The organism is Pseudomonadota bacterium (assembly GCA_037200975.1).
Taxonomy (GTDB): domain Bacteria; phylum Pseudomonadota; class Gammaproteobacteria; order Steroidobacterales; family Steroidobacteraceae; genus CADEED01.
Map to the genome: position 1 here is coordinate 4,573,426 of JBBCGI010000001.1, position 26,942 is coordinate 4,600,367.

At 64.6% G+C, this 26,942-nt stretch carries 18 protein-coding genes; 15 read left to right on the forward strand and 3 right to left on the reverse strand.

Features of this window, described 5'->3' with window-relative positions; translation table 11 throughout:
• Positions 1 to 56: 56 nt before the first annotated feature.
• The 8 genes from WDO72_20560 (at position 57) to WDO72_20595 (ending at position 11,311) form a co-directional block, all read left to right on the forward strand.
• Positions 57 to 740 carry an outer membrane beta-barrel protein gene (locus tag WDO72_20560; GenBank protein ID MEJ0088067.1) on the forward strand — a complete coding sequence of 228 codons (684 nt, stop codon included), beginning with the start codon at positions 57 to 59 and terminating at the stop codon, positions 738 to 740.
• A gap of 101 nt (positions 741 to 841) precedes the next feature.
• Complete coding sequence (locus WDO72_20565; protein MEJ0088068.1) at positions 842 to 1,882, forward strand: aldo/keto reductase; 1,041 nt, start codon at positions 842 to 844, stop codon at positions 1,880 to 1,882.
• Positions 1,883 to 1,966: 84 nt separating this feature from the next.
• Positions 1,967 to 3,442 (forward strand): DUF2264 domain-containing protein, encoded by a 1,476-nt coding sequence (locus WDO72_20570; GenBank protein ID MEJ0088069.1) that lies wholly within the window; start codon positions 1,967 to 1,969, stop codon positions 3,440 to 3,442.
• Positions 3,443 to 3,624: 182 nt separating this feature from the next.
• Positions 3,625 to 5,079 (forward strand): xylulokinase, encoded by a 1,455-nt coding sequence (xylB, locus tag WDO72_20575; protein ID MEJ0088070.1) that lies wholly within the window; start codon positions 3,625 to 3,627, stop codon positions 5,077 to 5,079.
• A gap of 2 nt (positions 5,080 to 5,081) precedes the next feature.
• Positions 5,082 to 6,422, forward strand: coding sequence for a xylose isomerase (gene xylA, locus WDO72_20580; protein MEJ0088071.1), 1,341 nt, complete (start codon positions 5,082 to 5,084; stop codon positions 6,420 to 6,422).
• A 96-nt stretch (positions 6,423 to 6,518) separates the two neighbouring features.
• Positions 6,519 to 8,360, forward strand: coding sequence for an alpha-amylase family glycosyl hydrolase (locus tag WDO72_20585; GenBank protein ID MEJ0088072.1), 1,842 nt, complete (start codon positions 6,519 to 6,521; stop codon positions 8,358 to 8,360).
• 59 nt (positions 8,361 to 8,419) lie between these two features.
• On the forward strand, positions 8,420 to 9,841 hold the full coding sequence (locus tag WDO72_20590) for an MFS transporter (GenBank protein MEJ0088073.1): 1,422 nt from the start codon (positions 8,420 to 8,422) through the stop codon (positions 9,839 to 9,841).
• Between the two features lie 12 nt (positions 9,842 to 9,853).
• Positions 9,854 to 11,311 (forward strand): nitrilase-related carbon-nitrogen hydrolase, encoded by a 1,458-nt coding sequence (locus tag WDO72_20595; protein ID MEJ0088074.1) that lies wholly within the window; start codon positions 9,854 to 9,856, stop codon positions 11,309 to 11,311.
• Here the strand turns inward: WDO72_20595 and WDO72_20600 are convergent.
• Complete coding sequence (locus WDO72_20600) at positions 11,274 to 12,290, reverse strand: LacI family DNA-binding transcriptional regulator (GenBank protein ID MEJ0088075.1); 1,017 nt, start codon at positions 12,288 to 12,290, stop codon at positions 11,274 to 11,276. The genes WDO72_20595 and WDO72_20600 overlap by 38 nt on opposite strands.
• A 111-nt stretch (positions 12,291 to 12,401) precedes the next feature.
• Positions 12,402 to 14,066 carry an alpha-glucosidase family protein gene (locus tag WDO72_20605; GenBank protein MEJ0088076.1) on the reverse strand — a complete coding sequence of 555 codons (1,665 nt, stop codon included), beginning with the start codon at positions 14,064 to 14,066 and terminating at the stop codon, positions 12,402 to 12,404.
• A 385-nt stretch (positions 14,067 to 14,451) separates the two neighbouring features.
• On the opposite strand from WDO72_20605, the gene WDO72_20610 reads away from it, so the two are divergent.
• The 5 genes from WDO72_20610 (at position 14,452) to WDO72_20630 (ending at position 23,439) form a co-directional block, all read left to right on the forward strand.
• Positions 14,452 to 15,813: an alpha-amylase family glycosyl hydrolase gene (locus WDO72_20610; GenBank protein MEJ0088077.1), complete on the forward strand. Its 1,362-nt coding sequence runs from the start codon at positions 14,452 to 14,454 to the stop codon at positions 15,811 to 15,813.
• Positions 15,814 to 15,944: 131 nt separating this feature from the next.
• A complete protein-coding gene (locus WDO72_20615) occupies positions 15,945 to 18,803 on the forward strand; it encodes a TonB-dependent receptor (protein MEJ0088078.1) in 2,859 nt (952 codons plus the stop codon).
• Positions 18,804 to 18,884: 81 nt separating this feature from the next.
• Positions 18,885 to 20,402 carry a tryptophan halogenase family protein gene (locus WDO72_20620; protein ID MEJ0088079.1) on the forward strand — a complete coding sequence of 506 codons (1,518 nt, stop codon included), beginning with the start codon at positions 18,885 to 18,887 and terminating at the stop codon, positions 20,400 to 20,402.
• Positions 20,403 to 20,620: 218 nt separating this feature from the next.
• On the forward strand, positions 20,621 to 22,786 hold the full coding sequence (locus WDO72_20625; protein MEJ0088080.1) for a PQQ-dependent dehydrogenase, methanol/ethanol family: 2,166 nt from the start codon (positions 20,621 to 20,623) through the stop codon (positions 22,784 to 22,786).
• Between the two features lie 32 nt (positions 22,787 to 22,818).
• A complete protein-coding gene (locus WDO72_20630) occupies positions 22,819 to 23,439 on the forward strand; it encodes a thermonuclease family protein (GenBank protein ID MEJ0088081.1) in 621 nt (206 codons plus the stop codon).
• A 33-nt stretch (positions 23,440 to 23,472) separates the two neighbouring features.
• Here WDO72_20630 and WDO72_20635 read toward each other — a convergent pair whose 3' ends face one another.
• The gene (locus WDO72_20635; protein ID MEJ0088082.1) at positions 23,473 to 24,144 is read right to left on the reverse strand and encodes a glutathione S-transferase N-terminal domain-containing protein; all 672 of its coding nucleotides are present in this window, start codon (positions 24,142 to 24,144) and stop codon (positions 23,473 to 23,475) included.
• A 112-nt stretch (positions 24,145 to 24,256) separates the two neighbouring features.
• Here WDO72_20635 and WDO72_20640 point away from each other — a divergent pair, with 112 nt between their 5' ends.
• Both WDO72_20640 and WDO72_20645 read left to right on the forward strand, forming a co-directional pair.
• Positions 24,257 to 25,162 carry a hypothetical protein gene (locus WDO72_20640; protein MEJ0088083.1) on the forward strand — a complete coding sequence of 302 codons (906 nt, stop codon included), beginning with the start codon at positions 24,257 to 24,259 and terminating at the stop codon, positions 25,160 to 25,162.
• 61 nt (positions 25,163 to 25,223) lie between these two features.
• Positions 25,224 to 26,936 carry a thiamine pyrophosphate-requiring protein gene (locus tag WDO72_20645; protein ID MEJ0088084.1) on the forward strand — a complete coding sequence of 571 codons (1,713 nt, stop codon included), beginning with the start codon at positions 25,224 to 25,226 and terminating at the stop codon, positions 26,934 to 26,936.
• The last annotated feature ends 6 nt before the right edge of the window (positions 26,937 to 26,942 follow it).

A 26,942-nucleotide genomic window follows, 5' to 3' on the forward strand; every position in this document is an offset into this window, starting at 1 on the left:
GCCGGCCCGGTTCATGGGCTATGCTTTTACTTATGTCAACCAGGAGGAATGTCGACATGCGTAAGGCAATGGTTCTCGGAGTTTTGACGCTTGCGGGAACGCTTGCATCGCCCGCGTTCGCGGACGAATTTTCCGGCTTCCGGCTGGGCATGACGTTCAATTCCGACAAGCTCCAGGGCGACTTCAACTTCGCGCCACTGGCTGAAACCACGCGGGTCAATACCACCCGATTCGGTTACGGCTTGTTTGGTGGTTGGGGTCTCAATCGTTATATCGCCTTCGAAGGCGGCTTCCAGAGCGGCAACGATTTCAACCAGGCGGTGTTCCCGGAATATGCCGCGCTGTTCGATTTCCCGACGCCGGAAGATTGCACGTGCACGGATCGTGCGCCGGCCTTCAACGTGCACAACGACATCAAGTCGCTGCAGGCGTCAGTGGTCGGATCCTTGTGGATCGGGAAAAAGTTTTCGGTGTTCGGCCGCGCGGGCGGCATGTACTGGAAGGCCGAAACCGTCATCGGCGTCGGCGATCCGGATGGTCCGCCGAAGGTCACCGAGGCGGCAAACGACACGGGCTTTGCGCCGCTGCTCGGCGTCGGTATACAGACCACGCTCGATGGCGCGTTGCTGCGTCTCGAGTATCAGTACTCCGATCTCGGCGACCTCACCGACAGCTTCAACTTTTCGCAGACCGACAACGAGTATTCGGCGCTCTCGCTGAGCATCGTCTGGATGCTCTGATTTCCTGATTCTCTCCGGCGGCGCGTGAGGCACTTACGGTGCCTCACGCGCTCGCGCATACTCCGCCAGGCCTTTCAGGCCAATCCACGGGGAGTAGCTCAATGCGTTACCGGAAACTCGGCAATACCGGTCTGATCGTCTCCGAGATGTGCCTCGGTGCGATGACCTTCGGCAGTGGCGAGGGCATGTGGGCGACGGTGGCCGGTGTCAGCCAGGACAACGTCAGCGAGATCATCAAGTCCGCGTTCGACCGCGGCATCAACTTCATCGACACCGCGGATTTTTATTCCAACGGCCGTTCGGAAGTGGTGACCGGGAATGCCTTGAAGATGCTCGGGCTGCCGCGCGATTCGTACGTGCTCGCGACCAAGGTGCTGCTGCGCATGGGTGCCGGGCACAACCAGATCGGTCTGTCGCGTTACCACATCATGGAAGGTGTCAACGCCAGCCTCAAACGCCTGCAGGTCGACCACATCGACCTCTATCAGATCCACGGCCGCGACCCGTTCACGCCGCTCGAGGAAACTCTCGACGCGTTGGACGACTGCGTGCGCGCCGGCAAGGTGCGCTACCTCGGGCTGTGCAATCTTTCCGCCTGGGAGATCACCAAGTCGCTGTGGATCTCCGACAAGAAGAATCTCGCGCGATTCGAGAGCCTGCAGATGTACTACTCGGTGGCCGGACGCGACATCGAACGCGAAATCGTGCCGCTCGCGAAGGACCAGAACCTCGCCATCATGCCATGGAGTCCGCTGGCCGGCGGTTTGCTGTCGGGCAAGTTCTCCCGCGAGAACCAAAAACCCGAGGGCGCGCGCCGCGCGACGCTCGATTTCCCGCCAGTCGATCGCGAACGCGCGTTCCACGTGATCGACGTCATGCGGCCGATCGCGGCGGACAACCTCGTGTCGGTCGCGCAGGTGGCGCTCGCCTGGTTGTTAGCCCAGCCGCACGTCACCTCGGTGATCATCGGCGCCAAGAACCAGGAACAGCTGCTCGACAACATCTCCGCCACCGAGCTCAGGCTTTCACCCGAGCAGATCGGGGCCATCGACGAAGCCTCGAAACTGCCGGGCGAATATCCGCAGTGGATGCTCACGCGGCAGTCGGGGGACCGGTTGGGGCAGGTGAGCGGCGCCGACTGAGGCGTTGTCCGACAAACTAGTCGGAGCGCACGAGCTCCCGGCCGATAGACGCGCTTCGCAGCGCGTGTTTATGCTCTCCGTCAATTGACGAATCAACGCGTGCGCCGCCTCGTCCTCATTCTCCCGTTACTCGCGGTCTGCCTCGGGGCGGCGGGAACCTGGTACGTCTACCGGTCGCCGTACTTTCCGGCCAGACATTTCGACCCGGCTTCCGAAGCGGTGATCGCGCGCTTCACGAAGCAGGTCGCGCCGACGCGCGCCGACTACGAAAGCATCGTGGGCTATGTGCTCGAAGGTTTCCTGGCGTACTCGACGCCGCGCCATGCGCGCGCGCGTTATCCGGGGCTGCCCGCGGGCGGCGCGTCGCAGGCCGAACAGGAAATGGAAGGCTTCAGCCGCATCGCCCCCTTGCTCGCGGTGTGGCTCAAATCGAGCGGCACCGACAGCTTGAAACTTCCCAATGGGCGCGAGGTGGACGTCGCCGGCATCCTGCGTGGCGCAGTGCTCGCCGGAACGGATCCGCGCGACAGCGAATACTGGGGCGAGATCCAGGATCGCGACCAGCGGATCGCGGAGGCGGCCGATGTCGCGCTGGCGCTGTGGCTCGCGCGCGAGGACGTCTGGGAAAAGTTCGACTTGCCGCAGCGGCAACGGATTTCCGGCTGGTTGCGCCAGGTCAACGGCAAGGTGATCGCGGACAACAACTGGCACCTGTTCGTGGCGCAGGTAAACGTGGCATTGCAGGCGCTCGGCGCGGCGTACGACGCCAGGTCGATCGATGCGAATCTGAAACGTGCGCTCGAGTTCTATCGCGGCGACGGCTGGTTCAATGACGGGCCCGATGGGCCGGTCGATTACTACAACGCGTGGGGGTTCTACTACCACATCGCCTGGATCCATCGCATGAATCCGGAGTTGCTCGGCGACGTAGTCCGGAACGGCCTGCCGGTCTTCGCCGCCGACCTGTTGCACTTGTTAGGCCCGCACGCCATGCCGATCATGGGGCGCAGCGTTTGTTATCGCCTGGCCGTGACGGCGCCGCTCACGTTCGGGAGCCAGCTGGAGCCGCATTCGATTCCCGGCGCGCAGGCGCGGCGGGCGCTCGACGTGACCTGGCAGTTCTTCCTGTCGCACGGTGCGATGAAGGAGGGTCGTGTCACGCAGGGTTATTGCGGCGATGACGCGGCCGTCCTCGACAATTATTCGGGCGCCGCGAGCTGCCAGTGGTCGCTGCGCTCGCTGGTCGTCTCGCTCGACATCCCGCCTGACGCTGCATTCTGGACGGCACCCGCGGCGCCGCTGCCAGTGGAGATCGCCGACTTCGACCGCCGCATCGCCGGTGGCGCGTACCTCGCCCGGGGCCGGGTCGCCAATCTCGACGTGACGCTGCTCAACGCCCGGCCGCTGCCGCAGGAGCGCACCGGCCTTGCGGCCTTTTCTTTCCAGGATCGCGTCCTGAGCATCATCCGCGGGGGGTCGCGCCGCCCGGCCAATCTTGATGCCAAGTACGGCCGCGCGACATATGACTCCCGGGAGCCTTTCTGCGGCTGCCCGCAATGAGCCGCCGTTCGATTACCTTCATCTGCCTTTTCTGGTAGCGTTACCGGCGCAATTTTTGCGGGTCTTCCCTGGTAAAGGCGGGGCCCGCTCTGGATGCTCGAGGGGGCCACTCAAGCGTCGAAAAATCGCACCGCCGGACCTGAATTCCGGTGGCTGTTTCATACAGACGCAAGCGAGGGTGGATGTATTTAGGCATCGATATCGGCACGTCCAGTGTCAAAGCCGTGCTCGTGGACGACAAGGACACGGTGGTCGAACAGGCCTCCGCGCCGCTCCAGGTATCCCGTCCGCACGCCGGATGGTCCGAACAGAATCCCGCCGATTGGTGGAGCGCGACGAATGCCGCCGTGAAGGCGTTGCCCGCGGCGGAGCGCCGGGCCGCGAAGGCGGTCGGTCTCTCCGGCCAGATGCATGGCGCGACTCTGCTGGGTGCCGACGACAAAGTCCTGCGCCCCGCGATCCTCTGGAACGATGGCCGCAGCGAGCAGCAGTGCGCCACACTCGAGAAGGCCGAGCCACGCAGCCGCGAGATCACCGGCAACATTGCGATGCCCGGATTCACCGCGCCGAAGCTGGTGTGGGTGCGGGAAAACGAGCCCGCCGTGTTCAAGGACACGCGCTGTGTCCTGCTGCCAAAAGACTACGTCCGCCTGTTGATGACGGGTGAGAAGGCGAGTGACTGCTCCGACGCCGCGGGCACGTTGTGGGTGGACGTGGCAAAGCGCCGCTGGTCGCCCGAAATGCTGGCCGCGACGGGCCTCTCCGAATCGCACATGCCCAAGCTCGTCGAGGGTTCGGATGTCACAGGGTCGCTGCGCAAGGAAGTTGCCGCGGATTGGGGCATGGATGCAGTGCCGGTGGCCGGCGGCGGCGGCGACAATGCCGCGGGCGCGGCGGGCATCGGCGTCATCAAGCCGGGCGACGCGTTCCTGTCGCTCGGCACCTCCGGTGTGTTGTTCCTCGTCACTCCGAAATTCCTGCCGAATTCCGCCAAGGCCGTGCACGCGTTCTGCCACTGCCTGCCGGGTGTCTGGCACCAGATGAGCGTGATGCTCTCGGCCGCGTCGTGCGTCGACTGGGCGGTGAAGCTCACCGGCTCGAAGGACGCCGCGGAATTGCTTTCCAAAGTCGAGAAGCGCGCCGCGCTCGATGGTCCGGAGATCTTCCTTCCCTATCTGTCGGGTGAGCGCACGCCGCACAACGACCCGCAGGCGCGTGGCGTCCTGTTCGGCCTCAATCACGATTCGGATTCCGCCGCGATCGGCCAGGCGGTGCTCGAGGGTGTGGCCTTCGCATTCGCCGACGGTCTCGACGTGCTGATCGAGGCGGGCGCCACGATCGACAAGATTTCGGTGATCGGCGGTGGCGCGCGCTCGATGTGGTGGGGCGGGGTGCTGGCCGCAGCGCTCAAACGCCCGCTGGTTTATCGCGACGCGTCAGAAGTCGGGCCCGCGCTCGGCGCCGCGCGGCTTGCCCGGCTGGCGAAAACGCGCGAGCGGGCGGAGGATGTCTGCCGTCCGCCGCCGGTCCGTGTCGTCATCGAACCCAACACCCGCGACATCGAGCAATTGGCTCCGAAACGCGCGATGTTTTCCAAGATTTATCAAGACCTTCGACCAAGATTCCGAGGAGTTTGATCATGTCGCGACCAGCATACGTAGTGAAGCCCACGTCCTATTTCGGCGGCGTCCAGCCCATCAAGTTCGAGGGTCTTAAATCGGACAATCCGCTGGCCTTCCGTTACTACAACAAGGACCAGATCGTCCTCGGCAAACGCATGGAAGACCTGCTGCGTCCGGCGGTCTGCTACTGGCACTCGTTCGCCTGGAACGGCCACGACATCTTCGGCCAGGGCACCTTCGACCGTCCGTGGAATGCGGGCGTCATGGACCAGGCCGCGGCCTGGGCCAAGATGGATGCGGCGTTCGATTTCTTCTCGACGCTCGGCACCCCGTTTTATTGCTTCCACGATTTCGACGCGATGCCGACGGCGTCGAACATCAAGGAGCACGTCGCCAATCTCGCCGCGACCATCGATCGGCTCGAGAAGAAGCAGGCCGAGACTGGTGTGAAACTGCTGTGGGGTACGGCCAACCTGTTCTCGCACCCGCGCTACATGGGCGGAGCCTCGACGAACCCGGATCCGGATGTCTGGGCGTTTGCCGCGACGCAGGTGCGCCATTGCATGGACGCCACCAAACGTCTCGGTGGCTCTAACTACGTGCTGTGGGGCGGCCGTGAAGGCTACGACACGCTGCTCAACACCAGCTTGAAACACGAGCTCGCGAACTTCGGCCGCTTCCTGCAGCTGGTGGTCGAGCACAAACACAAGATCGGCTTCAAAGGCACGATCCTGATCGAGCCCAAGCCGCACGAACCGACCAAGCACCAGTACGACTTCGACACCGCGACCGTGTACGGCTTCCTCAAGAAAAACGGCCTCGAGAACGAAGTGAAGGTGAACATCGAAGCCAACCACGCGACGCTCGCGGGCCACAGCTTCGACCACGAAATCGCCATGGCCGATGCGCTCGGCATCTTCGGCTCGATCGACATCAACCGCGGCGATCCGCAGAACGGCTGGGACACCGACCAGTTCCACAACGATCCGCTCGACATGACGCTGGCGATGTATCGCATCCTGAAGGCCGGCGGGTTCACCACCGGCGGCTTCAACTTCGACGCCAAGGTGCGCCGCCAGTCCATCGATCCGGCCGACATGTTCTACGGCCACGTGGGCGGGCTCGACCTGCTGGCGCGCACGCTGCTGTCGGCCGCGGCGCTCATCGAGAACGGCGCCGTCGACAAGTTCGTCGAGCAGCGTTACGCCAAGTGGGTGGGCGAGGCTGGGCAGAAGATTCATGCCAAGGGTGCATCGCTCGAATCGATTTCTGACGCGGCAGTTGCCGCGAACATCGATCCGAAGCCGCAGTCGGGCCGGCAGGAATATCTGGAGAACCTGGTCAATCGATTCGTGTGACCTGAGCGGACCTGCGCGCCGCATACGTATGCAGCGCGCATGTGTGCACGCGCCTGAAGTACAGTCCGGCCACTTCAGGGTGCGAGTGGGGGAGCGATGCGACGAATCATCTCGTGCCTGGGCCTGTGTGCCCTCGCATCCGTGGCGCTCGCGACCCCTGACTTTCGCGAGCGGCTGCCCGAAGACGAAATCGTCTACTTCGTGTTGCCGGACCGGTTCGAAAACGGCGATGCGTCGAACGATCGCGGCGGGCTGAGCGGCGACCGCCTAACCATCGGGTTCGATCCGGCGCACAAGGGGTTCTATCACGGCGGGGACCTCAAGGGCCTCACCGCGCGCCTCGACTACATCCAGGGGCTCGGGACCACGGCCATCTGGCTGGGCCCTGTATATAAGAACAAACCCGTCCAGGGGCCGGCCGGCGACGAGAGCGCCGGATACCACGGCTACTGGATCACGGATTTCACGCGCGTCGATCCGCACTTCGGCAATGGCGGCGACATGCGCGATTTCGTGCGGGCTGCCCACGCGCGCGGGATGAAGGTCTACCTCGACATCATCACCAACCACACCGCCGACGTGATCCAGTATCGCGAATGCATGAATGCGCCATGTCCGTATCGATCGCGCGCGGATTATCCCTACACGCGCAAGGGTGGCGTGACAGGTCAGTCCATCAACGGCGGTTTCGCCGGAGATGCGGTGCGGACACCGGTCAATTTTGCGCGTCTCACCGACGGCGGTTACGCCTACACGCCATTCGTGCCGCCGGCCGAGGCGGCGGTCAAGGTGCCCGCCTGGCTCAACGCGCCTATCTACTATCACAACCGCGGCAACTCCGATTTCTGGGGTGAGAGCTCGGTGATGGGCGATTTCTTCGGTCTCGACGACCTGATGACGGAAAACCCGCGCGTCGTACAGGGTTTCATCGACATCTATGGCGACTGGATCGAGCGTTACGGCATCGACGGTTTCCGCATCGATACCGCGCGCCACGTGAATCCGGAGTTCTGGCAGGTATTCGTGCCGGCCATGCTCAGGCGCGCGCGGGCGCAGGGTGCGCCGAACTTCCATATCTTTGGCGAGGTTGCCGCCGAGGGCACGGATGTGGCCCAGCTCGCACGGCACACGCGCGTCGACAAACTACCGTCGGTGCTGGACTTCGGTTTCGCCGGTACGGTGGAGCAGGTGCTGGCGGGCAAGGCGGGGACGTCCGCGCTCGGGCGGCTCTACCAGGACGATGGGCTGTATGAAGGCGGCATCCCGGCCGCACTGCGCCTGCCGACCTTTACCGGCAATCACGATTTCGGACGGCTCGCATGGAAGATACGCACCGCGCGCCCCGCCGCGAGCGACGAGGAGATATTGCAACGCGTGATGTTGTCGAACGCGATGTTGTTCCTGCTGCGCGGCGTTCCGGTGGTGTACTCCGGCGACGAACAGGGCTTCATCGGTCACGGCGTCGACCAGGCCGCGCGCCAGGACATGTTCGCGAGCCAGGTGGCGAGCTACAACGATCAGCCGCTGCTGGGATCGACGGCGACCACCGCCACCGCGAATTTCAATGCGCAGCATCCGTTGTACCGGCAGATCGCGGAGCTCGCGGCGCTGCGCAAGCAATATCCCGCGTTCCGCCGCGGCCGTCAGGTCACGCGCGCGCAATCGCTCGAGCCGGGCTTGTTCGCGGTATCGCGCATCGGCAACGACGGCCGGGAGATTTTCATCGCCTTCAACACGTCCTCGCAGCCGATCGTGGCGCAGGTGGAGATCGACGCGGCCACCCGGGGTTTCACGTCATTGCACGGAACGTGCGCGGCTCCGGCCGCACCCGGTAGTTTGAAGGTGGAGCTGGGGCCATTCGCCTACCTGGCTTGCGCGGCGGAGCGCCCGCCACCGAAACCCGCCAACGAGGCCAAATCCGAATTCGACGTGGAGTGACTGTGAGCGCCATACCTGCAAACGCCAAACCAACTCTCTCGTTTTGGCAGATCTGGAACATGTGTTTCGGATTTCTCGGAATCCAGTTCGCCTTCGGGCTGCAGAATGCGAACGCGAGCCGCATCTTCCAGACGCTGGGCGCCAACATCGACGAGATCGCGGGGTTGTGGGTCGCCGCGCCGCTTACCGGGCTGCTGGTGCAGCCGATCATCGGCTACATGTCGGACCGCACGTGGAATGGGCTCGGACGCCGTCGCCCCTATTTTCTTGCGGGCGCGGTACTTGCCTCGCTGGCGCTGATCGCGATGCCGCATTCGCCGGCCTTGTGGATGGCGGCGGGAATGTTGTGGATCCTCGATGCCAGCATCAACGTAGCCATGGAGCCATTTCGCGCTTTCGTGGCCGACCAGTTGCCGCCTTCGCAACGGGCAGCGGGTTATTCGATGCAGAGCTTCTTCATCGGTGTTGGCGCCGTCGTCGCGAGCATGTTGCCGTGGATTCTCGCGAAGGCGGGCGTCAGCAACGTCGGCAGCGGCGAAAACGCAGTGCCGGATACGGTGCGCTACGCGTTCCACATCGGCGCCGCAGTTCTCGTCTTCGCGATGTTGTGGACGATTCTCTCGACGCGCGAGTACCCGCCGGCCGAGCTCCACGCTTTCAGCGATGCCACGCCAATGTCTGGAGGTGTCGAGCCCGGTTCCGGCCGCAACGCCGCGTTGCGCGGCTTCGCGTGGACATCGGCCGGTGCCGTCGGCGCGGCCTTGGTGTGGTACTCCGGTTGGGATCGCATGTTGTACGTGCTGACCATCGGCATCGCAGCGTGGGGTGTGTTGCTGATGATCAACAGCGCGCTGCGCGGCGGCAGCGCGTTCTCGAACCTGATTCATGACATCGACAACATGCCGCCGCGTATGCGGCAGCTCGTGCCGGTCCAGTTCTTTTCGTGGTTCGCGTTGTTCTCGATGTGGCTGTACACGATTCCGGCGGTGACGCGGATACACTTCGGCGCCACCGACGCGGCTGGCACCGCCTACAACGAAGGCGCCAACTGGGTGGGCGTGTTGTTCGCCGGTTACAACGGTTTCGCCGCGCTCGCGGCCATCGTCATTCCATCGATGGTGCGTAGCCTCGGTCTGACCCGAAGCCACATGGTCAATTTGTTTCTGGGCGGTGCAGGGTTGATCTCATTCATGTTGATACGCGACCCCGACTGGCTGTTGCTTTCGATGGCAGGCGTCGGCTTCGCCTGGGCGTCGATCGTCTCGCTGCCGTACGCCTTGCTTTCCGACTGCGTGCCCTCGCGCCAGATGGGTGTGTACATGGGCATCTTCAACTTCTTCATCGTGATCCCCCAGCTGGTCGCGGCGAGCGTGCTGGGCGTGTTGCTGACGCGGATCTTTGGCGGGCAACCGATCTATGCGCTCGCCATCGGTGGCGCCAGCTTCGTGATCGCGGGAGTGCTGTCGCTGCGAGTCCGGTAGACTCGCGGCCGGATGAAACGCGTAACGCGCCGCGATCTGATCGACATCGCCACCGCGCTCGCCATTGGCGGCGGGTTGTGGTTCGTCGTCAATCTCGATCCTCTCTGGTGGCTGGCGTGGATACTGCCGGGCGTGTTTTTCTGGCTGGCCCTGAGCACCGCGGGTTGGACCCAGCGGGGCCTCATCGTGCTGGCGGGACTCGTCGGTGCGTGCAGCAACTTCAGCTATCTGCTCAAGGTCATGCCGTTGCTGCCCGCGATGATCGTGCTGCTGCTGCAGGCGCTGTTGTGGCTGTTGGTGCTGGGTGCGTCGGCACGGGTGGTGAAGCGCTTCAACTCGGCGTGGACCGTGCTCGCATTGCCGGTGATCGCGGTCGCCGCCGACACGTTGCTTGCGCATCTGACTCCTGACGGCAACTGGGGCAGCCTTGCGTATACGCAATCGGAGATGTTGCCCATCGTGCAGATCGCCGCGGTATTCGGCGTCGGCGGAATCCTGTTCCTGCTGATGCTGGTGAATTCCGCGGTTGGCCTGGCATTCACGTACGGTACGAAGCTGCGCGGCGCGCTGCCGATGTATCTCGCGACGGTTGCGCTGGTCGCGATCGCAGTGGGATACGGCTTCCAACGCTTGCAGGCGCCGATTGCCGGCACGCCGGTGAATTTTGGCCTCGCATCACTCGACGATTTCATAGTCGCCACCACGACCGAGAAGTCGCGCGATGTGTGGGCCCAGTACGATGCGCAGGTCCTGCAACTGGCGGGCAGCGGTGCGAAGATCGTGCTGTTGCCGGAGAAGATCGCGGTCATGTCGCGCGCCGACGCCGATGCGCGCAAGCGACTTCTTGGCGATCTGGCCCGTGCCCATCGTGTCTGGCTGGTGGCGGGGGTGGGCGTGGACGACGGCAAGCAGCGCCGCAACGAGGCGTGGTGGTATGCACCCGACGGTACACTTAAGACCAACTACCTCAAGCATTTCATGGCGCCACCCGAACGTGAGTTCGTCCCGGGTTCCGATTTCCCGGTCAACGAGATCGACGGCGTGCGTTACGGCGTCGCGATCTGCAAGGACATGCATTTCGCCAGTCTCGGCCGCGCTTTTGGCGCGCGCGATGCCGCAGTGATGCTGGTGCCGGCCTGGGATTTCTACGACGACGCCCGGATGGCGGCCAACATGACGAAGCTGCGCGGAGTGGAGAACGGTTTTGCGGTGATTCGGTCGTCGCGTGACGGATTGCTGTCGGTCTCGGACGCCTACGGGCGCATGCTGGCGGTCGAGAAGAGCGCAGACATGCCGGGCACGACGTTGTTCGCCACCGCGATCGTCGGCGCGCGCCTGCAGACTATCTACACGCGCATCGGCGATCTGCTCGGCTGGATCTGCGTGGCGGCGGCGGTGGCGCTTGCCGTGGCGACGCGCCGAAAAAGCCCGCCTAGCCGGACTTTCGAACTACCAGCTTCGTCTGGATGACGCTGTTCGCCGCGCTCTCGCCGGCGATCTGCCGCAGCAGCGTCTCGACCAGCAATTCACCCGCGCGGCGCGTGTCCTGCATCACTGTTGTCAGCGGCGGATTAGTGACGCTGGCGGCTGGAATATCGTCGAAACCCACCACCGCGACCTGGCGCGGTACGTCGACTCCCGCCTCCTGCAGCGCGCGCAGCGCACCGATCGCAATCAGGTCGCTGGCGGCGACGATGGCGTCGAATTCCACGCCGCGCGAACGCAATTCGCAGGCGGCCTGGAAGCCGGATTCCTCCGTGGTGATCGCGTCGACCTGCAAGGCGCCCGAGATCGTGGCGCGCGCTTCCAGCAGCGCGCGTTCGTGGCCGCGGTAGCGGTCGAAGAACTCCGGATAGTGGTTGGTGGAAGTGCCGAGGAACGCGATCTTGCGGCGTCCGGTAGATAGCAGGTGCCGCGTCACGTCGTAGCCGCCCTGTAGATTGTCGCAGCCGACAGAAATGCCGGGCTGGCCATCCGTGACCGGACCCCAGCGGACGAAGTGCGTGCCCTGTTTGACCAGGTGCTCGAGGCGTGGACGGTATTCTTCGTAGTCGCCGTAGCCAAGCAGGATGATGCCGTCGGCCTTGCGGCTGTCTTCGTAGTCCTGCTGCCAGTCGTTCGAGAGCTGTTGAAACGAGATCAGCAAGTCGAATCCCTGGCGGGCCGAGGCGCGTGTGATCGAACCCAGCATGGAAAGGAAAAACGGATTGATCTGCGAGTCGTCGGGAGTCGGATCTTCGAACAGCAGCAGTGCCAGCGTGTTCGAGTGTTGCGAGCGTAGATTCGAGGCGTTCTTGTCGACGCGGTAGTTGAGTTGGCGCGCGATCTCCTCGATCCGCCGGCGGGTTTCCAGGCTAACTACCGAGCTGCCGCGCAAGGCGCGCGACACTGTCGGTTGCGAGACACCGGCGAGAAACGCGATGTCGAACGATGTGGGCTTTTCGTGCATTTACCGCGGCACGAAATCCGCGCCGTCCCCTCTACTGCCGGCAGTGATGATGCACGGGGGCGTGCGGGAAAAGCTACTGCACCGCGCAAAAACACGAGGGCTTTAAAGAAATCAAGGCGCTGCGAGTTGAAAAAACGCAACGCCGTGTCCCGGCAGACTCAAGGTAGCGCTAGCAATCGCGCCTTCGGGAAGACCGTGGCCGCCGAGTGCAGCTCCGATGTCGAGGCCAGGCAGGGGAATGCTGGCCGGTGCCGGCGACAGATTGAACGCGACCAGGATGGCATCCGCCTTGTCGTAGCGGCGGAACGCCAGGATCGAGTCGCTGGCGGCGAGGAATTCGATGTTGCCGTTGATCAGCAACGGATGCCGGCGGCGCCATGCAAGCAGGCGCCGGAATCCGTGCAGCGCCGAAGTCGGTTCGCACTCCTGGGCGACAACTGACAGCCCCAGGTGTTGCACGGGTACCGGCAGCCACGGTTCGACGGTCGAGAAACCCGCCAGTGGAGTGGCGTCCCAGGGCATCGGGGTACGGCAGCCGTCGCGGCCCTTGAATGCCGGCCAGAAAGCGATGCCGTAGGGATCGCGCAGCGACTCGAAGGGCAGGTCGGCCTCGTCCAGGCCGAGCTCCTCTCCCTGAAACACGCACACCGAGCCGCGCAGCGCGCATACCAATGCCGTCAGCTGGGTGGCGAAGTGAGGCACCTGGGGCACGCTTCGACCCCATCGACTAACGACCCGCTCGACGTCGTGGTTGGAGATCGTCCAGCACGGCCAGCTTTCGGGCGCGCGGCGGATGAGGTTCTCCACGGTGGCGCGGATGTGCCGCGGTGAGCTCTCGTTGCTGAGTAGCTCGAACGAATACGCCATGTGGAGGCGGCCGGCCTGCGTGTACTCGGCGACGGTCGCGGTGGAGTCGTCCGAGGAGATTTCGCCAAGCGCCACCACATCCGGAAATTCATCGAGCATTTGTCGCAGCCGTTCGAGGAACGGCAGCATCTGCGGCTGTGTGTTGTTGAAGCGGTGCCATTGATAGCCGTACGGATTGTCGTTCTTGAACCCGGTGGCCTTGCGTTCCTGCGGCGGGCGCGGTGGATTGTCGCGCAGCTGCGCATCGTGAAAACAGAAGTTGATCGCGTCGAGGCGCAGTCCGTCGACGCCGCGCTCGAGCCAGAAGCGCACGGCGTCCAGTGCGGCGCGCTGCACGTCCGGATTGTGGAAATTCAGATCGGGCTGCTGGGCGAGGAAATTATGCAGGTAGTACTGGCCGCGGCGCGGCTCCCACCGCCAGGCGACACCGCCGAAGATCGACAACCAGTTGTTGGGCGGCGTGCCGTCGGAGCGCGCGTCGGCCCACACGTACCAGTCCGCCTTCGGATTGTCGCGGTTCTGCCGGCTCTCCTGAAACCAGGCGTGCTGGTCGGAGGTGTGGCTCAGCACCTGGTCGATCATGACCTTGAGACCCGCAGCGTGCGCCTTGGCCACGACGCGGTCGAAATCCCCAAGTGTGCCGAAAATGGGATCGACGGCGCAGTAGTCGGCGATGTCGTAGCCGAAATCCGCCATCGGCGACTTGAAGAACGGCGAAATCCAGATCGCGTCGACGCCGAGCGAAGCGACGTAGTCGAGCTTCGCCAGGATGCCGGGCAGGTCGCCGATGCCGTCGGCGTTGGTGTCGTAGAAGCTGCGCAGATATATCTGGTAGATAGCCGCTCCGCGCCACCACGGATTCGCGGGCGCCACGGAGGGCGAGGTCAGGGGACGAGCGGCGATGGTCATGAAGTGCTCGCGAGGCGGAAGTTCGATGCGGAGTGCGATTCTGTCTGATCGCGGCGGGCGATTTCCGCCTGAATACGTATGCACCACGTTGCGACGCCACGAAGGCGTTTCCTAACATTCGTCGCACTCGACGTTGAACGGCCGGCATGCCGGCTTTCGTCACGCCTCGCCGGCCGACCCCCTCGGTCGGCGGGGTTTTCTTTTTGTGGGGCGCGGGGAATCACCGGCCGAAGCTTAGCGCGCATTCTCCGCGCGGGGTGGCAACGTGCATACGTATTCAAAACGTGCGCCGGAAGTGCGCTGCTATCTTCGCGCGACGCTCGGAGTTCAACGTGAGGGAGGGTGGATGGGTTTGAATGCGTTTCGCTGCCGCGCGCTTGCCTGCGTGTCATGCGCCCTCCTGCTGTGGATGGCGCTGGCCGGTACCGCGCCGTCGCGTGCGGCGGACAACGGCAGCGGCATCCCGGCGCGTCACAGTCCCGATTGGCTGCGCAATGCCGTGGTTTACGAAATATTCCCGCGCGTGTTCTCCCGCGACGGCGACTTCAAGGGCGTCACTGCCCAACTGGATCGTCTCGAGAAGCTCGGCGTCAGTGTGTTGTGGATGATGCCCATCCACCCGATGGGCAGGGAAAAGGCCAAGGGCACGCTCGGCAGCCCTTACGCGGTTCGCGACTACGACGCGATCAATCCCGACTACGGTTCGCCCGAAGATCTGAAGCGCCTCGTCAAGGCCGCGCACGAACGCGGCATGAAGGTGTTCATCGACATCGTTGCGAACCACACGTCATGGGACGCGACACTCATCTCGCAGCACCCTGACTGGTACCGACACGATACTGCTGGCCGCATCGTGGCACCGAATCCGGACTGGGTCGACGTGGCACAGCTCGATTATTCGAATCCCGCGTTGCGAACGTACATGACCGGCATGCTGGCGCGCTGGCTGCGCGACTATCAACTCGACGGCTTCCGCTGCGACTACGCGAGCGGAGTGCCGACGGATTTCTGGGAGGCGCTGCGGACCGAGCTCGATCTGGTTCGCCCGGGATTGGCGTTGCTCGCCGAGGCTGACGATCCGGCGCTGCTACGCAAGGCTTTCGACATCGACTACGCCTGGGATTTCTACCACGCGGTCAACGATGCACTCACGGGCAAGGGGCCCGCATCGCAGGTGCGCGCCACCTGGGAGCGCGCCGAGGCTCGCTATCCGCGTGGCGCCTTGCGGCTGCGCTTCTCGGACAACCACGACCAGTTGCGCACCACCGGACAGGCGGGATTGAAGGCGGCGCTGGCCGCATCGGCGCTGATGTTCACGCTCGATGGCGTACCGCTGCTCTACAACGGCATGGAGGTGGGTGACACCACCGAATCTGCCGCGCCGGCGTTGTTCGAGCGCACGCCAATCCAGTGGGAGATGCTCGAGCGGCGACCCGACGTCACGCCTTTCTACCAGGCGCTCGCGGCGCTACGCCGCGCCCACCCGGCGCTGACGCGCGGCACGGTGCGCTGGCTGCGCAACGACGACGAGCAGCGCGTGCTGAGTTTCGAGCGGGTTACGGCCGGCGAAACGCTGATCGTCGTGATCAACCTGTCGTCGCTGAGTTATGCGGGTACGGTAGAGAGCGACGCGGGCGAGTACCGCGAGATCACGCCCGCCGGCGGAAATGGTCAACGCGCGGCGGCGCTGCCGGCGGTGTTCCTCGCGCCCTGGGAGTTCAGTGTTTTCCGGCGGGGCGCGCCGTGAATACGTATGCATGCGATTGCCAAGCGGCCGCCGCTGACAACATCCTTGCCGACAAGAATTATGCTCCACCGTTTTCTTTGCGGGATCGCGCCCACGCGCGGATCGACAACAAATAGTTAGGAGGGGACAGAGTGAACACTTTCAGACCGAAGGGTAATCGCAGCGCGCCGATGCAGCGCCGCCGCAAAGGGGACATGGCTTCCGCCGCGGCGGGTTGTGCCATCTTCCTGGTCGGCGGTGCCGGCACCGCGCTCGCGCAGCAGCAGGTGGCCGACTCCGAGGAGATCGGAGAAGTCGTGGTCACCGGGTTGCGCAAGAGCATCCAGGACGCCATCAGCGTCAAGAAGAGTTCATCTTCCATCGTCGAATCGATCTCGGCCGAGGACATCGGCAAACTACCCGACAGTTCCATCGCCGAATCCATCGCGCGGCTGCCGGGCATCGCGGCCCAGCGCACCAACGGCCGCGCCCAGACGTTGTCGATCCGCGGACTGGGCCCCGATTTCACCGTCACGACCTTCAACGGCCGCGAGCAGGCCACTACGAACGACAATCGCACGGTCGAATTCGACCAGTACCCGTCCGAACTCGTCACGCAGGTCAACATCTACAAGACGCCTGATGCGGGCATGGCCTATCAGGGCATCGCCGGCACCACCGACGTGCAGACCGTGCATCCGCTCGCCTACGACAGCCGCAGAACGGTGGTCAGCTATCGCCGCGAGCAGAACGCGCAGGACGCCAACATTCCCGGCCTCGAAGACGCCGGCAATCGCGCGAACCTCACCTACATCGATCAGTTCCGCGACCACACGCTGGGCGTCGCCTTCGGTGTCGCCTACAACAAGAGCCCGTACCAGGCGCAGACGCGCGAGCCCTGGGGTTACGCGGATTCTCCGACCGGCCCCGGTGAGAAGATCATCGGCGGCGACAAGGACGGCGTGCAGTCGTCGTTCTACGAACGCATGGGCTACATGGGTGTGGTGGAGTTCGCGCCGAACGACCAGCTGCACATGCTGCTCGACGTCTACCACTCCGATTTCAAGGAGCTGCAGACCATCCAGCGTATCGAGTACGGCACGATCTGGGCGGGAGCGACGCTCACCAACCCGGGTCCGCTCGTCAAAGACCGCATTCAATCGGGCACTTTCACCAACGTGCCGTTCGTGGTCATCGAGAACTACAACAACGACCGCCGGGCGAACATCGACTCGATCGGCTTGAACACCGACTACGCGCTGACCGACAACTGGAACCTGAACGCAGATCTGAGCTACTCGAAGGTCGAGCGCGACGATCTGCGCGTGGAATCCACCGCGGGGCTCGGCACCAACAACGATCCGGAGCTGTTGCCGCCGGCCGAGACGGTTTCATTCACGACCGATCCCGACGGCATTTCGCACCTGTCGCCCACGCTCAACTACAGCGACTACGGCAGCGTGTTTCTCACGGACCCGGGCGCCTGGGGCGGTGGACCGCGCCGTTCCGGCTTCGTCGGCCACCCCGAGATCAACGACGAGATCAAGGCGATCCGGCTCTCGGCCGAGCGCAAGATCGGCACGTTCCTCGAGAACGTGAAGTTCGGTGTCAACTACGCCGAGCGCGTGAAGTCGAAAGAGAATTTCCAGAGCGTGCTGTACCTGCCAGGAGACATCTCGCATGCCGTGGTGCCGGAGGAATTCCGCACCGGCATTGCCAACACGTCGTTCTTCGGCAGCCCGTACGGCATGATCGGTTACGACGCCATCGGCCTGTACAACAGCGGCTTCTGGCAGCCGATCGATGCGTATGACGATCCAAACCCGGCGGTCGGCTCCGGCGATCGCCAGAGTTCGGTCACCAACGACTGGCGCGTGACCGAGAAGCTCACCACCGCATTCGTGAAGTTCGGCATCGATACGCACATCGGCAAACTGCCGCTGCGAGGCAACATCGGCGTGCAGAGCATCACGGCCGACCAGTCGTCCGATCTCAACCTCTATTCGCCGGCCTGCCCCGAGCCGACCTGCGTGCCGGCGCTGGAGCAGAGCGCCTCGATGGTGACCCAGGGCACCAAATACACCGACATCCTGCCGAGCATGAACCTCGCGCTGGAACTGCCGCATGACATGAAGCTGCGTTTTGGCGCGGCCATCACGCAGGCACGTCCTCGCATGGATGAGCTGGCTGGTGGCGCCGGATACACCGTGGTGCCAGATTCGGCGACCCCGCCCAACGTCGACGGACAGTTCCTGTACTGGTCACGTAACGGCGGCGGCAATCCCAACCTCAAACCGTGGAAGGCGACCACCTTCGACCTGTCGTTCGAGAAATACTTCGCCGAACAGGGTTACGTTTCGCTCGCCGTTTACAACAAGAACCTGACTACCTACATCGCCACCCGCTCGGTCATCACGAGCTTCGAAGGTGTATTGCTTCCGGATCAGCAGTTGCCGACGGATCCCACGATATACACCGAGGCGGATGCCAATCGAAACGGCGTCTCGTCGGTGAAGGTGAACGGCAGTGGCGGCTACATCCGGGGCGTTGAGCTGACCGTGTCGCTGCCGTTCTCGCTGTTCACGCCGGTGCTCGACGGCTTCGGCCTGGTCGCGAGCGCCGCCAAGAACGAGTCGGAGATCCTGATCAACGACATTCCGACGGACGTCCCCGGCCTTTCCACCAAGGTGTTCAACACGACGCTGTACTTCGAGAAGGCCGGCTTCTCGGCACGCGTGAGCAATCGCTTCCGCGGGGACTTCCTCGGCGAGGTGCCCGACTACTCGTCGAATCTCACCTTCAACAACGTGAAGTCCGAGTCCATCCTCGACGCGCAGGTCGGCTATGAGTTCAGGCAGGGCACGCTCGAAGGACTCAGCGTGAGTCTCCAGGGCACGAACCTGACCGACGAGCCGTTCGTGCTCAGCGCGGTCGGTGAAGGTCCGTACAACCTGGTCAAGTACCAGAAATATGGTGCGGTCTACTCGCTCGCGCTGACATATAAGTTCTAGGGGTTACGCGATCGACACCCGCCGGCAACAGCGCCGGCGGGTGTGTTTCTTTCCGCCCGATTTTCCTGAGATGCTGGCGCGATGGTGAATCCGGAAATCAGATCGGTCGTCATCGCCGGCGGCGGCACCGCGGGCTGGATGACCGCGGCGGCGCTCGCGCGCGTGCTGGGGCCGCGCCTTTCGATCACGCTGGTGGAATCGTCCGAGATCGGCATCGTCGGCGTGGGGGAAGCGACCATTCCGGCGATCGCGCAGTTCAACCGGCTGCTGAAGATCGACGAAGACGAGTTCCTGCGTCACACCCAGGGCACGTTCAAGCTCGGCATCGAGTTCGTCGACTGGTTCGAAAAAGGCCAGTCGTACATGCACGCCTTCGGCCCGGTGGGCCGCGACCTCGCTTATGTACCGTTTCATCAATATTTCCTGCGCGACCAGGCGGCGGGCACCGCGGGCTCGTTATGGGACTACAGCCTGAACTGGCTGGCGGCGAAGCAGTCGCGCTTCGCGCGCCTCGAACGTATACCCGAAACGCCGCTCGCGGGCCTCATGTGGGCGTTCCATTTCGACGCCTCACTGTACGCCGCCTATCTATCCCGGTTCGCGCAGGCGCTGGGCGTGCGGCGCATCGACGCGAAGATCGCCGGCGCGTTGCAAACCGCCGACGGCGACGTGCGCGCGCTCAAGCTCGAAGACGGGCGCGAGCTCGCGGCGGATTTCTTCATCGACTGCACGGGTTTCCGCGGGCTGCTGATCGAGCAGACGCTCAAGACCGGCTACGACGACTGGACGGCATGGCTGCCCTGCGATCGCGCGCAGGCGGTGCCCTCGTCGAGCACGACTCCGTTGACTCCATACACACGCGCCACGGCGCTCGAAGCCGGCTGGCAATGGCGTATCCCGCTGCAGCACCGCACCGGCAATGGCCATGTCTATTCGTCAGCCTTCACGAGCGACGCGCGAGCGAGCGAGTTGCTGCTCGCGAATCTCGATGCGCCAGCGCTCGCCGAACCACGCCTCATCAAATTCACCACCGGGCGCCGCAAGCAGCTCTGGAACCGCAACGTGGTCTGCATGGGGCTCGCGAGCGGGTTCCTCGAGCCGCTCGAGTCCACCTCGATCCACCTGATCCAGGTGACGATCCAGCGGCTGATCCTGCTTTTCCCGCACGCCGGCAACGTCGAGGAGCGGCGCCGCGAGTTCAACCGCGCCGCCTCGGCGGAATACGACTACATCCGCGACTTCATCATCCTGCACTACCACGCCAACAATCGCGTCGGCGAGCCGTTCTGGGATGCCTGCCGGAACATGTCGATCCCCGACTCGCTGCGGCATCGCATCGAGTTGTTCCGCGAGTCCGGCGGCATCCACTGTGCGAGCGACGATCTGTTCCAGCTCACCAGCTGGCTGCAGGTGTTATGGGGGCAGGGCGTAAAGCCGCAGGCCACGCATCCGTTCGTCGAGGCAGTCGCGGCGAAGGATCGCGCCGGGTACCTCGAGGATCTGCGACGGATCATCGGCCATGCGGCGGGCACGCTGCCTGGCCATGCGGACTTCATCGCCAGGCATTGCGCGGCCGCGAAGACCGGCAACGTCATCTGAACGCGCGCGGTCGATAGCGCCGAAGAGGCCGCACCCCGCGGTTCCGTCACTTCGAGTTTGCGCGAGTCCCACGGTCTGAAACGGATACCCGTACCTGGCGCCTTCGCTGCCAATCGATATGCGGGTCGTCGATAGTCGAGCCCCACCGGCGAGTCGGGTGAGCAATATGGACGAGCGGGAATCGATTGCCCGGCGTCGGGCGACTAACGGGGGGATGCATGAGACTTCATCAGGGCGCGTTGGCGGCAGCGCTGCTATTGCTGTTGAGTTGCGATGACCGGCCCGCCGCCGCGCCGCCGCCGAAACCCACCGCGCTGGTCGACGCCGCACGCATCGTCAACGCCGATCCGCGCGAATGGCTGTCTTACGGCCGTACCTACGACGAACAGCGTTTCAGCCCGCTCGACAAGGTCGATTCCGGCAACGTGTCGCAGCTCGGACTAGCCTGGGCTTTCGATCTCGACAGCGTGCATCGCGCGCAGGAGTCGACGCCGCTGGTCATCGACGGCGTGATGTACGTGACTTCCGCCTGGAGCAAGTTGTTTGCCCTCGACGCGAAGACCGGCCGACAGAAATGGGTGTTCGACCCGAAGGTGCCGGGCGAATCGGGCGTGAACGCCTGCTGCGACGTCGTGAATCGCGGCGTCGCCGCGTGGAACGGCAAGTTGTACCTGGGCACGCTCGATGGCCGGCTGGTCGCCGTCGATGCAGCAACCGGCAAACAAGTGTGGGACGTGAAGACCGTGCCCGACAACACGCGTTACACCATCACCGGCGCGCCGCGCGTGTTCGGCGGCCGCGTACTGATCGGCAACGGCGGCGCCGAGCTCGGCGTGCGCGGCTTCGTCACCGCGTACGACGCCGAGACGGGCAAGCAGTTGTGGCGCTTCTACACGGTGCCCGGCGATCCGTCGCTGCCGTTCGAGAGCACGGCGCTGGAGAAGGCCGCGAAGACGTGGAATGGCGAGTACTGGCGGCTCGGCGGCGGCGGCACGGTGTGGGATTCCATCGTCTTCGATCCGAAGCTCGACCTCATTTATATAGGCGTTGGCAACGGCAGCCCCTGGAATCAGAAGCTGCGCAGCCCGAAGGGCGGCGACAACCTCTATCTATCGTCGATCGTCGCGTTGCAGGCGGCGAGCGGCGAATACGTCTGGCACTTCCAGACGACGCCGGGCGAAACCTGGGACTACACCGCGACCCAGCCCATGATGCTCGCGGACCTGACCATCGCCGGCAAACCGCGGCAGGTCATCATGCAGGCGCCGAAGAACGGCTTCTTCTACGTGCTCGATCGTGCGACGGGTGAGTTCATCTCGGGCGCGGCGTACGCGCCGATGAACTGGGCCACGGGTCTCGACGCGAAGACCGGCCGGCCGAAGGAGACCCGGGAGGCGCGTTACGACCGTACCGGCAAGCCTGCGATGGTCGTCCCGGGGGCCGGCGGCGCGCACTCCTGGCAGCCGATGAGTTTCTCGCCGGTGACGGGCCTGGTGTATTTCCCGGTGATGGAAAGTGGATTTCCGTTCGTTCCCGCGGCGAGCGCCGTGGGCAGCAAACTACATTGGGCGACGGGCGTCGACTTCAACGCGGGTAGTTTGCCCGCCATTGCCGAGGTGCGCGCGGGCGCGAAGGCAGGCCTCAAGGGCCACTTGGTGGCGTGGGACCCTGTGGCGCAGAAAGAAGTGTGGCGCGCGCAGTTCGAACATCCGTGGAATGGCGGCACGCTGGCCACCGCCGGCAATCTGGTGTTCCAGGGGAATTCGCAGGGCGAGTTCACGGCCTATCGCGCCACCAACGGTCAGAAACTCTGGTCCGCGCCCACCCAAGCCGGCGTGTTGGCCGCGCCAATCGCCTATGAAGTGGACGGCGAACAATACGTGGCGATCGAGGTGGGCTGGGGCGGCGCGTTCGGCCTGGCCGCGGGAGAGCTGGCGCGCGACGCGCATCTGGCTTCGAACATTCCGCGCGTGCTGGCATTCAAGCTCGGCGGCGAAGCCAGGTTGCCCGACGTGCCCAAGGCTGAAGCAGTCACACTCGATCCGCCGCCCGAGATCGGCGACGCGCAGACGTGGACGGCGGGAAAAGCCGTGTTTCATACATATTGCAGCGTCTGCCACGGCGATTCGGCGGTGAGCGGCGGCGTGTTGCCCGATCTGCGTTTGTCAATGATCAATCGCGATCCAAAGGCGTGGGAGAGCGTCGTGCGGGGCGGAGAACGCGTGTCGCGCGGCATGGTGTCGTTCGCGGCCGAGGTGAGCACCGAGGACAGTGAAAATGTGCGGGCGTATGTGATACACCGTGCGCATGAAGACCAGGCCATCGATGCCGCCGCGGCCGCCGCGCCGGCCAGCAAGTCCGCCAGTATCGTGCCGAAGAACTGACCCCGCCGCCAATGTAGTTAGTGAGCCGCGCCATGCGCCGTAAGACGCGCGCGCGGTTCGCGATTGCCGTGGGTTGCGTATTTCTGGCCTTGAGCGGCTCGGCCATGGCGGCCGATTCGAAGCTGCCGATCCTGCTGGCCAAGGTCACCAAGGTGAACGACGGCGATTCGATCGAAGTGCAGCTCGATGCCGGGCCGGCGCGGGTGCGGTTCTCCGCGGTCGACACGCCCGAATACGACCAGCCTTATGGCATGACGGCATCCGCAGCATTGAAGTCCATGTTGCCGGTGGGATCCGATGTCGAGCTCGAAATCGTCACGCAGGACCAATTCCGCCGCCTGGTCGCCACGGTGTGGCTGGTCGCGGACGGCAAACGCATCAACATCAATGAAGCCATGCTGCGCGACGGGCACGCCTGGGCGTACCGGCGCTACATGAAGAACCCGAAGTTCTGCGACCTCGAGCAGGAGGCGCGTTCGAAGAAGCTCGGCCTGTGGGCACAGCCGATCAGCGACTGGGTCTATCCACCGGAATGGCGGTTTCTCAAGAACGGCGAAATTCGTACCTTGCCGGTGCCGTACGAAGAGACGCGCGAGAAGTGCGTGGCGGTGCTCGGTCTCGCGGGCGCGGCGACGTACGAACCGCCGAAATAAGAATGCCGGAAATCGACGCCCGGCAGAGCGCTCTCACGCCAGCATCTTGCGGCCCGACTCCACGGTTTGTTTGTCCTTGTCGCCCACGTCCGCGGCTGGCGGCACCGCGCGGCCCTTGATCACCGCCGGGCGCGCGCCGATGAGATCGAGCCAGCGTTTCAAATGCGGCAGGCCGTCGATATCGACGCCCGACCAGGCAAAACCAGCCACCCAGCTCCATAACGCGATATCCGCGATCGAGTAGTCGCCGCCCGCGATGTACTGGTGGTTGGCAAGCTGACGTTCCATCACTTCGAACAGCCGCCGCACCTCGCGTTGATACCGATCGATCGCGTACGGGATCTTCTCCGGCGCGTACCGGAAGAACACATTGGCCTGGCCCATCATGGGTCCGATGCCGCCCATCTGGAACATCAGCCACTGCAGCACGGTCGAGCGCGCCTTGGCATCCGCAGGCAGCAGCTTGCCGGTCTTCTCGGCGAGATAAATGAGAATGGCGCCGGACTCGAACACCGCGAAATCGCCGTTGCCGTGATCGACGATCGCGGGGATGCGCCCGTTCGGATTGATCTTCAGAAACCATTCTTCTTTCTGTTCGAGCTTCGACAGCGCGATCTGCCGGACGGTATACGGCAGCCCGAGCTCCTCCAACGCGATGGATATTTTCCAGCCATTGGGCGTCGCGGCCGTGAACAGCTCGATCATGGTTCGTCCTCCGGGTGCCTGGCGCGAGTACACGCCGCGGCGCGTCGCCAAGTCAACGCGCCACTCATGACTTTTCACTCTGGTACCAGAGTGATTGCGCTAGATTGCGCCCGTGGAATTTCTCAGCACGCACTGGCGGCTCGCGGCGGTCGCGGGCCTGTTCTTCATCGGCGTCGCCGCGCGACGCACGGGGTGGGCGGGCGCGCGCGAAGGGCGCTGGCTGCTGACGTTCGTCTTCAACATCGGCTTGCCGATCCTGATCTTCGGCGCGCTGACCGACATACCGCTGGTGCGCGAACAGGCGCTGCTGCCGGTGGCGGCGATCTGCACGTCGCTCGCCGGCTGGGGCGCGGCGGTGATCGCGGCACGCCGTTTCGGTCTGCCGAAAACGGGGGAGGGCGCGCTCGCAATGTGCGCCATGTCCATCAACAATTCGATGGTGTATCCCTTCGCGGCGTTGAGCCTCGGAACGGCGGCCTTTTCGCAGCTGGTGATGTTCGACATGGGCCACGCGTTGCTGGTGTGGACGGTGACCACCGTGGTCGCCTGCAAGTACGGCGGGCATGGCGATGACATCCCGGTGCTGTTGCGGCGGACGCTGCTGGCCCCGCCATTGTGGGTATTGTTCATCGCCCTGGGGCTGAACGTCGGCGGCGCGCCGGTGCCGCACGACTTCCTGCACGCGGCGTTGCTGCTCGGGCAGATGTTGATCCTGCTGGTGCCGCTCGCGATGGGTCTGCTCGTGAGCGCACGGGGCATCCGGCGCCCGGAGGTGATCGTCGCCGTGGTGCTGAGGACGGGCTTCGGCGCCCTGGTCGGTTTGACGCTGGTCTGGTTGTTTGGACTCGAAGGCAGCGCGGCACAGATCGCGGTCATCGGCGCTGCCGCGCCCATAGGGTTCACCGCGGTCGTGCTGTCCGCGCGGGAAGGGCTGGACCTCGATCTCGCCACCGGCGCCGCGGCGATTTCAGTATTCCTGGGTTCGATCTGGATACCGCTGGTGCTGATGTTCGTCTAGCGTCGAATCGGGTTTCCGCCGCGGTCGAGTGAGCGGGCCGCGAGCGCCGAGAGTGGGGCGGATGTACACCACGAGCTCCGCGATCCTGGAAGCGCTGGCCGAGGCCGGCGTCGAATTCATCTTTGCCAATTTCGGCAGCGATCATCCGGGCCTGATCGAGGCCATCGCGCAGGCGCGGGTGGCGGGCAGGCCCTGTCCGCGGGTCGTCACGTGCCCGGCGGAAATGGTTGCGATGTCCGCGGCGCATGGCTACGCCCAAACTACCGGCCGCGCGCAGGCGGTGCTGGTGCACGTCGACTGCGGGACGCAGGCGCTGGGTGGCGCCGTGCACAATGCGGCCAAGGGCCGCGTGCCGGTTTTCATCCTTGCGGGGCTTTCCCCGGCGACGCAGGAAGGCGAAGCGCGCGGCAGCCGCAATGAATTCATCCAGTGGATCCAGGACGTGCCCGATCAACGCGGGCTGGTGCGCGGATATGTGCGCCACGAGAACGAAATCCGCCACGGCGCCAACGCCAGGCAGATCGTGCACCGCGCGCTGCAGTTCGCACACAGCGCGCCGCGCGGGCCGGTGTACGTGACGGCGGCGAGAGAGACGCTCGAGCAGGAGGTAGCGCGGGTGTCGATCGACGTGGCCCGTTGGAAGCCGGTGGCGCCGGCGGCGCTGAGCGCGGAGAGCGTGGTGCAGATTTCGCAGGCACTCGTCGACGCCGACTGCCCGCTGATCGTCACCTCGTATGCCGGCCGCTCGCCAGCGGCGGTGGCGGAGCTGTCGGCGCTCGCGAGCGAGCTGGGCGTGGGGGTCGTCGAGTCGGTGCCCAGTTACATGAATTTTCCGGCCACGCACCCGAATTATCTGGGCGTGCAGTGGAACGAACGGCGGCAGAACGCGGCGCTGGCACAGGCGGACGTGGTGCTGGTGGTCGACAGTGACGTGCCGTGGATCGGCGCGGTCAGTCATCCGCGCGTGGGCGCGCGGATATTTCACATCGATACGGATCCTCTCAAGGTGCAGATGCCGCTGTGGTACATCGGTGCCACGACGCAATGCGCCGCGGAGGCGGCGGTCGCGTTGCGGCAGATCCGGTCGGCGGCGCGCGGACAGCTGCCGGAGGCGAAGCTGGCGCAACGGCGGTCGCGCCTCACGGCGGCGCACGAGTTGTGGGAGAGCGAGATCGAGCGTCATGAGCAGGTACCGGCGCAGGGATTGAGTGCCGAATACCTGGTTGCGCGCATCCGGGAGGCGATCGGCGAAGATGCGATCGTCGTGAGCGAGGCGGTCACCAATTTCCACGTGGTGTCGCAGCATCTGCGGCGGACGAAGGCCGGTACCTTGTTCTCGAGCGGCGGGGGTTCGCTGGGCTACAACGGCGGTGCGGCGCTCGGCGTGAAGCTTGCCCGTCCCGATGCGCTGGTGGTTTCGATCTGCGGCGACGGCTCCTATCTATTCTGCCAGCCGTCGGTCGTACACTGGATGGCACGGCGCTACGACGCGCCGTTCCTGCACGTGGTGCTCAACAATGGCGGCTGGCGTGCGCCGCGCCAGGCCGTGGTCAGCGTGCATCCCGATGGAATCGCCGCCCGGGCGCCGAACATCGACATCGATTTCCCGCAACCGCCGGACTATGGCGGCATCGCCGCCGCCGCGGGCGGCGCGCACGTCGAGGTCGTGAAGATCGCAGCGCAGGTGGACGGCGCGCTGACCCGCGCCTTGCGCGCGATCCGCGACGAACGCCGCGCAGCTGTGATCGACGCGTTGGTGTCAGGTGGGACTTAGAGGAAC

What these genes read in the sequence shown, in the direction of transcription:
- WDO72_20595 (MEJ0088074.1), top strand. Translation starts at nt 9,854, where the DNA reads ATGAAACGCGTAACGCGCCGCGATCTGATCGACATCGCCACCGCGCTC.
- WDO72_20585 (MEJ0088072.1), top strand. Translation starts at nt 6,519, where the DNA reads ATGCGACGAATCATCTCGTGCCTGGGCCTGTGTGCCCTCGCATCCGTG.
- WDO72_20635 (MEJ0088082.1), bottom strand. Translation starts at nt 24,144, where the DNA reads ATGATCGAGCTGTTCACGGCCGCGACGCCCAATGGCTGGAAAATATCC.
- WDO72_20565 (MEJ0088068.1), top strand. Translation starts at nt 842, where the DNA reads ATGCGTTACCGGAAACTCGGCAATACCGGTCTGATCGTCTCCGAGATG.
- WDO72_20605 (MEJ0088076.1), bottom strand. Translation starts at nt 14,066, where the DNA reads ATGACCATCGCCGCTCGTCCCCTGACCTCGCCCTCCGTGGCGCCCGCG.
- xylB (MEJ0088070.1), top strand. Translation starts at nt 3,625, where the DNA reads ATGTATTTAGGCATCGATATCGGCACGTCCAGTGTCAAAGCCGTGCTC.
- WDO72_20620 (MEJ0088079.1), top strand. Translation starts at nt 18,885, where the DNA reads ATGGTGAATCCGGAAATCAGATCGGTCGTCATCGCCGGCGGCGGCACC.
- WDO72_20590 (MEJ0088073.1), top strand. Translation starts at nt 8,420, where the DNA reads ATGTGTTTCGGATTTCTCGGAATCCAGTTCGCCTTCGGGCTGCAGAAT.
- xylA (MEJ0088071.1), top strand. Translation starts at nt 5,082, where the DNA reads ATGTCGCGACCAGCATACGTAGTGAAGCCCACGTCCTATTTCGGCGGC.
- WDO72_20560 (MEJ0088067.1), top strand. Translation starts at nt 57, where the DNA reads ATGCGTAAGGCAATGGTTCTCGGAGTTTTGACGCTTGCGGGAACGCTT.
- WDO72_20600 (MEJ0088075.1), bottom strand. Translation starts at nt 12,290, where the DNA reads ATGCACGAAAAGCCCACATCGTTCGACATCGCGTTTCTCGCCGGTGTC.
- WDO72_20645 (MEJ0088084.1), top strand. Translation starts at nt 25,224, where the DNA reads ATGTACACCACGAGCTCCGCGATCCTGGAAGCGCTGGCCGAGGCCGGC.
- WDO72_20630 (MEJ0088081.1), top strand. Translation starts at nt 22,819, where the DNA reads ATGCGCCGTAAGACGCGCGCGCGGTTCGCGATTGCCGTGGGTTGCGTA.
- WDO72_20625 (MEJ0088080.1), top strand. Translation starts at nt 20,621, where the DNA reads ATGAGACTTCATCAGGGCGCGTTGGCGGCAGCGCTGCTATTGCTGTTG.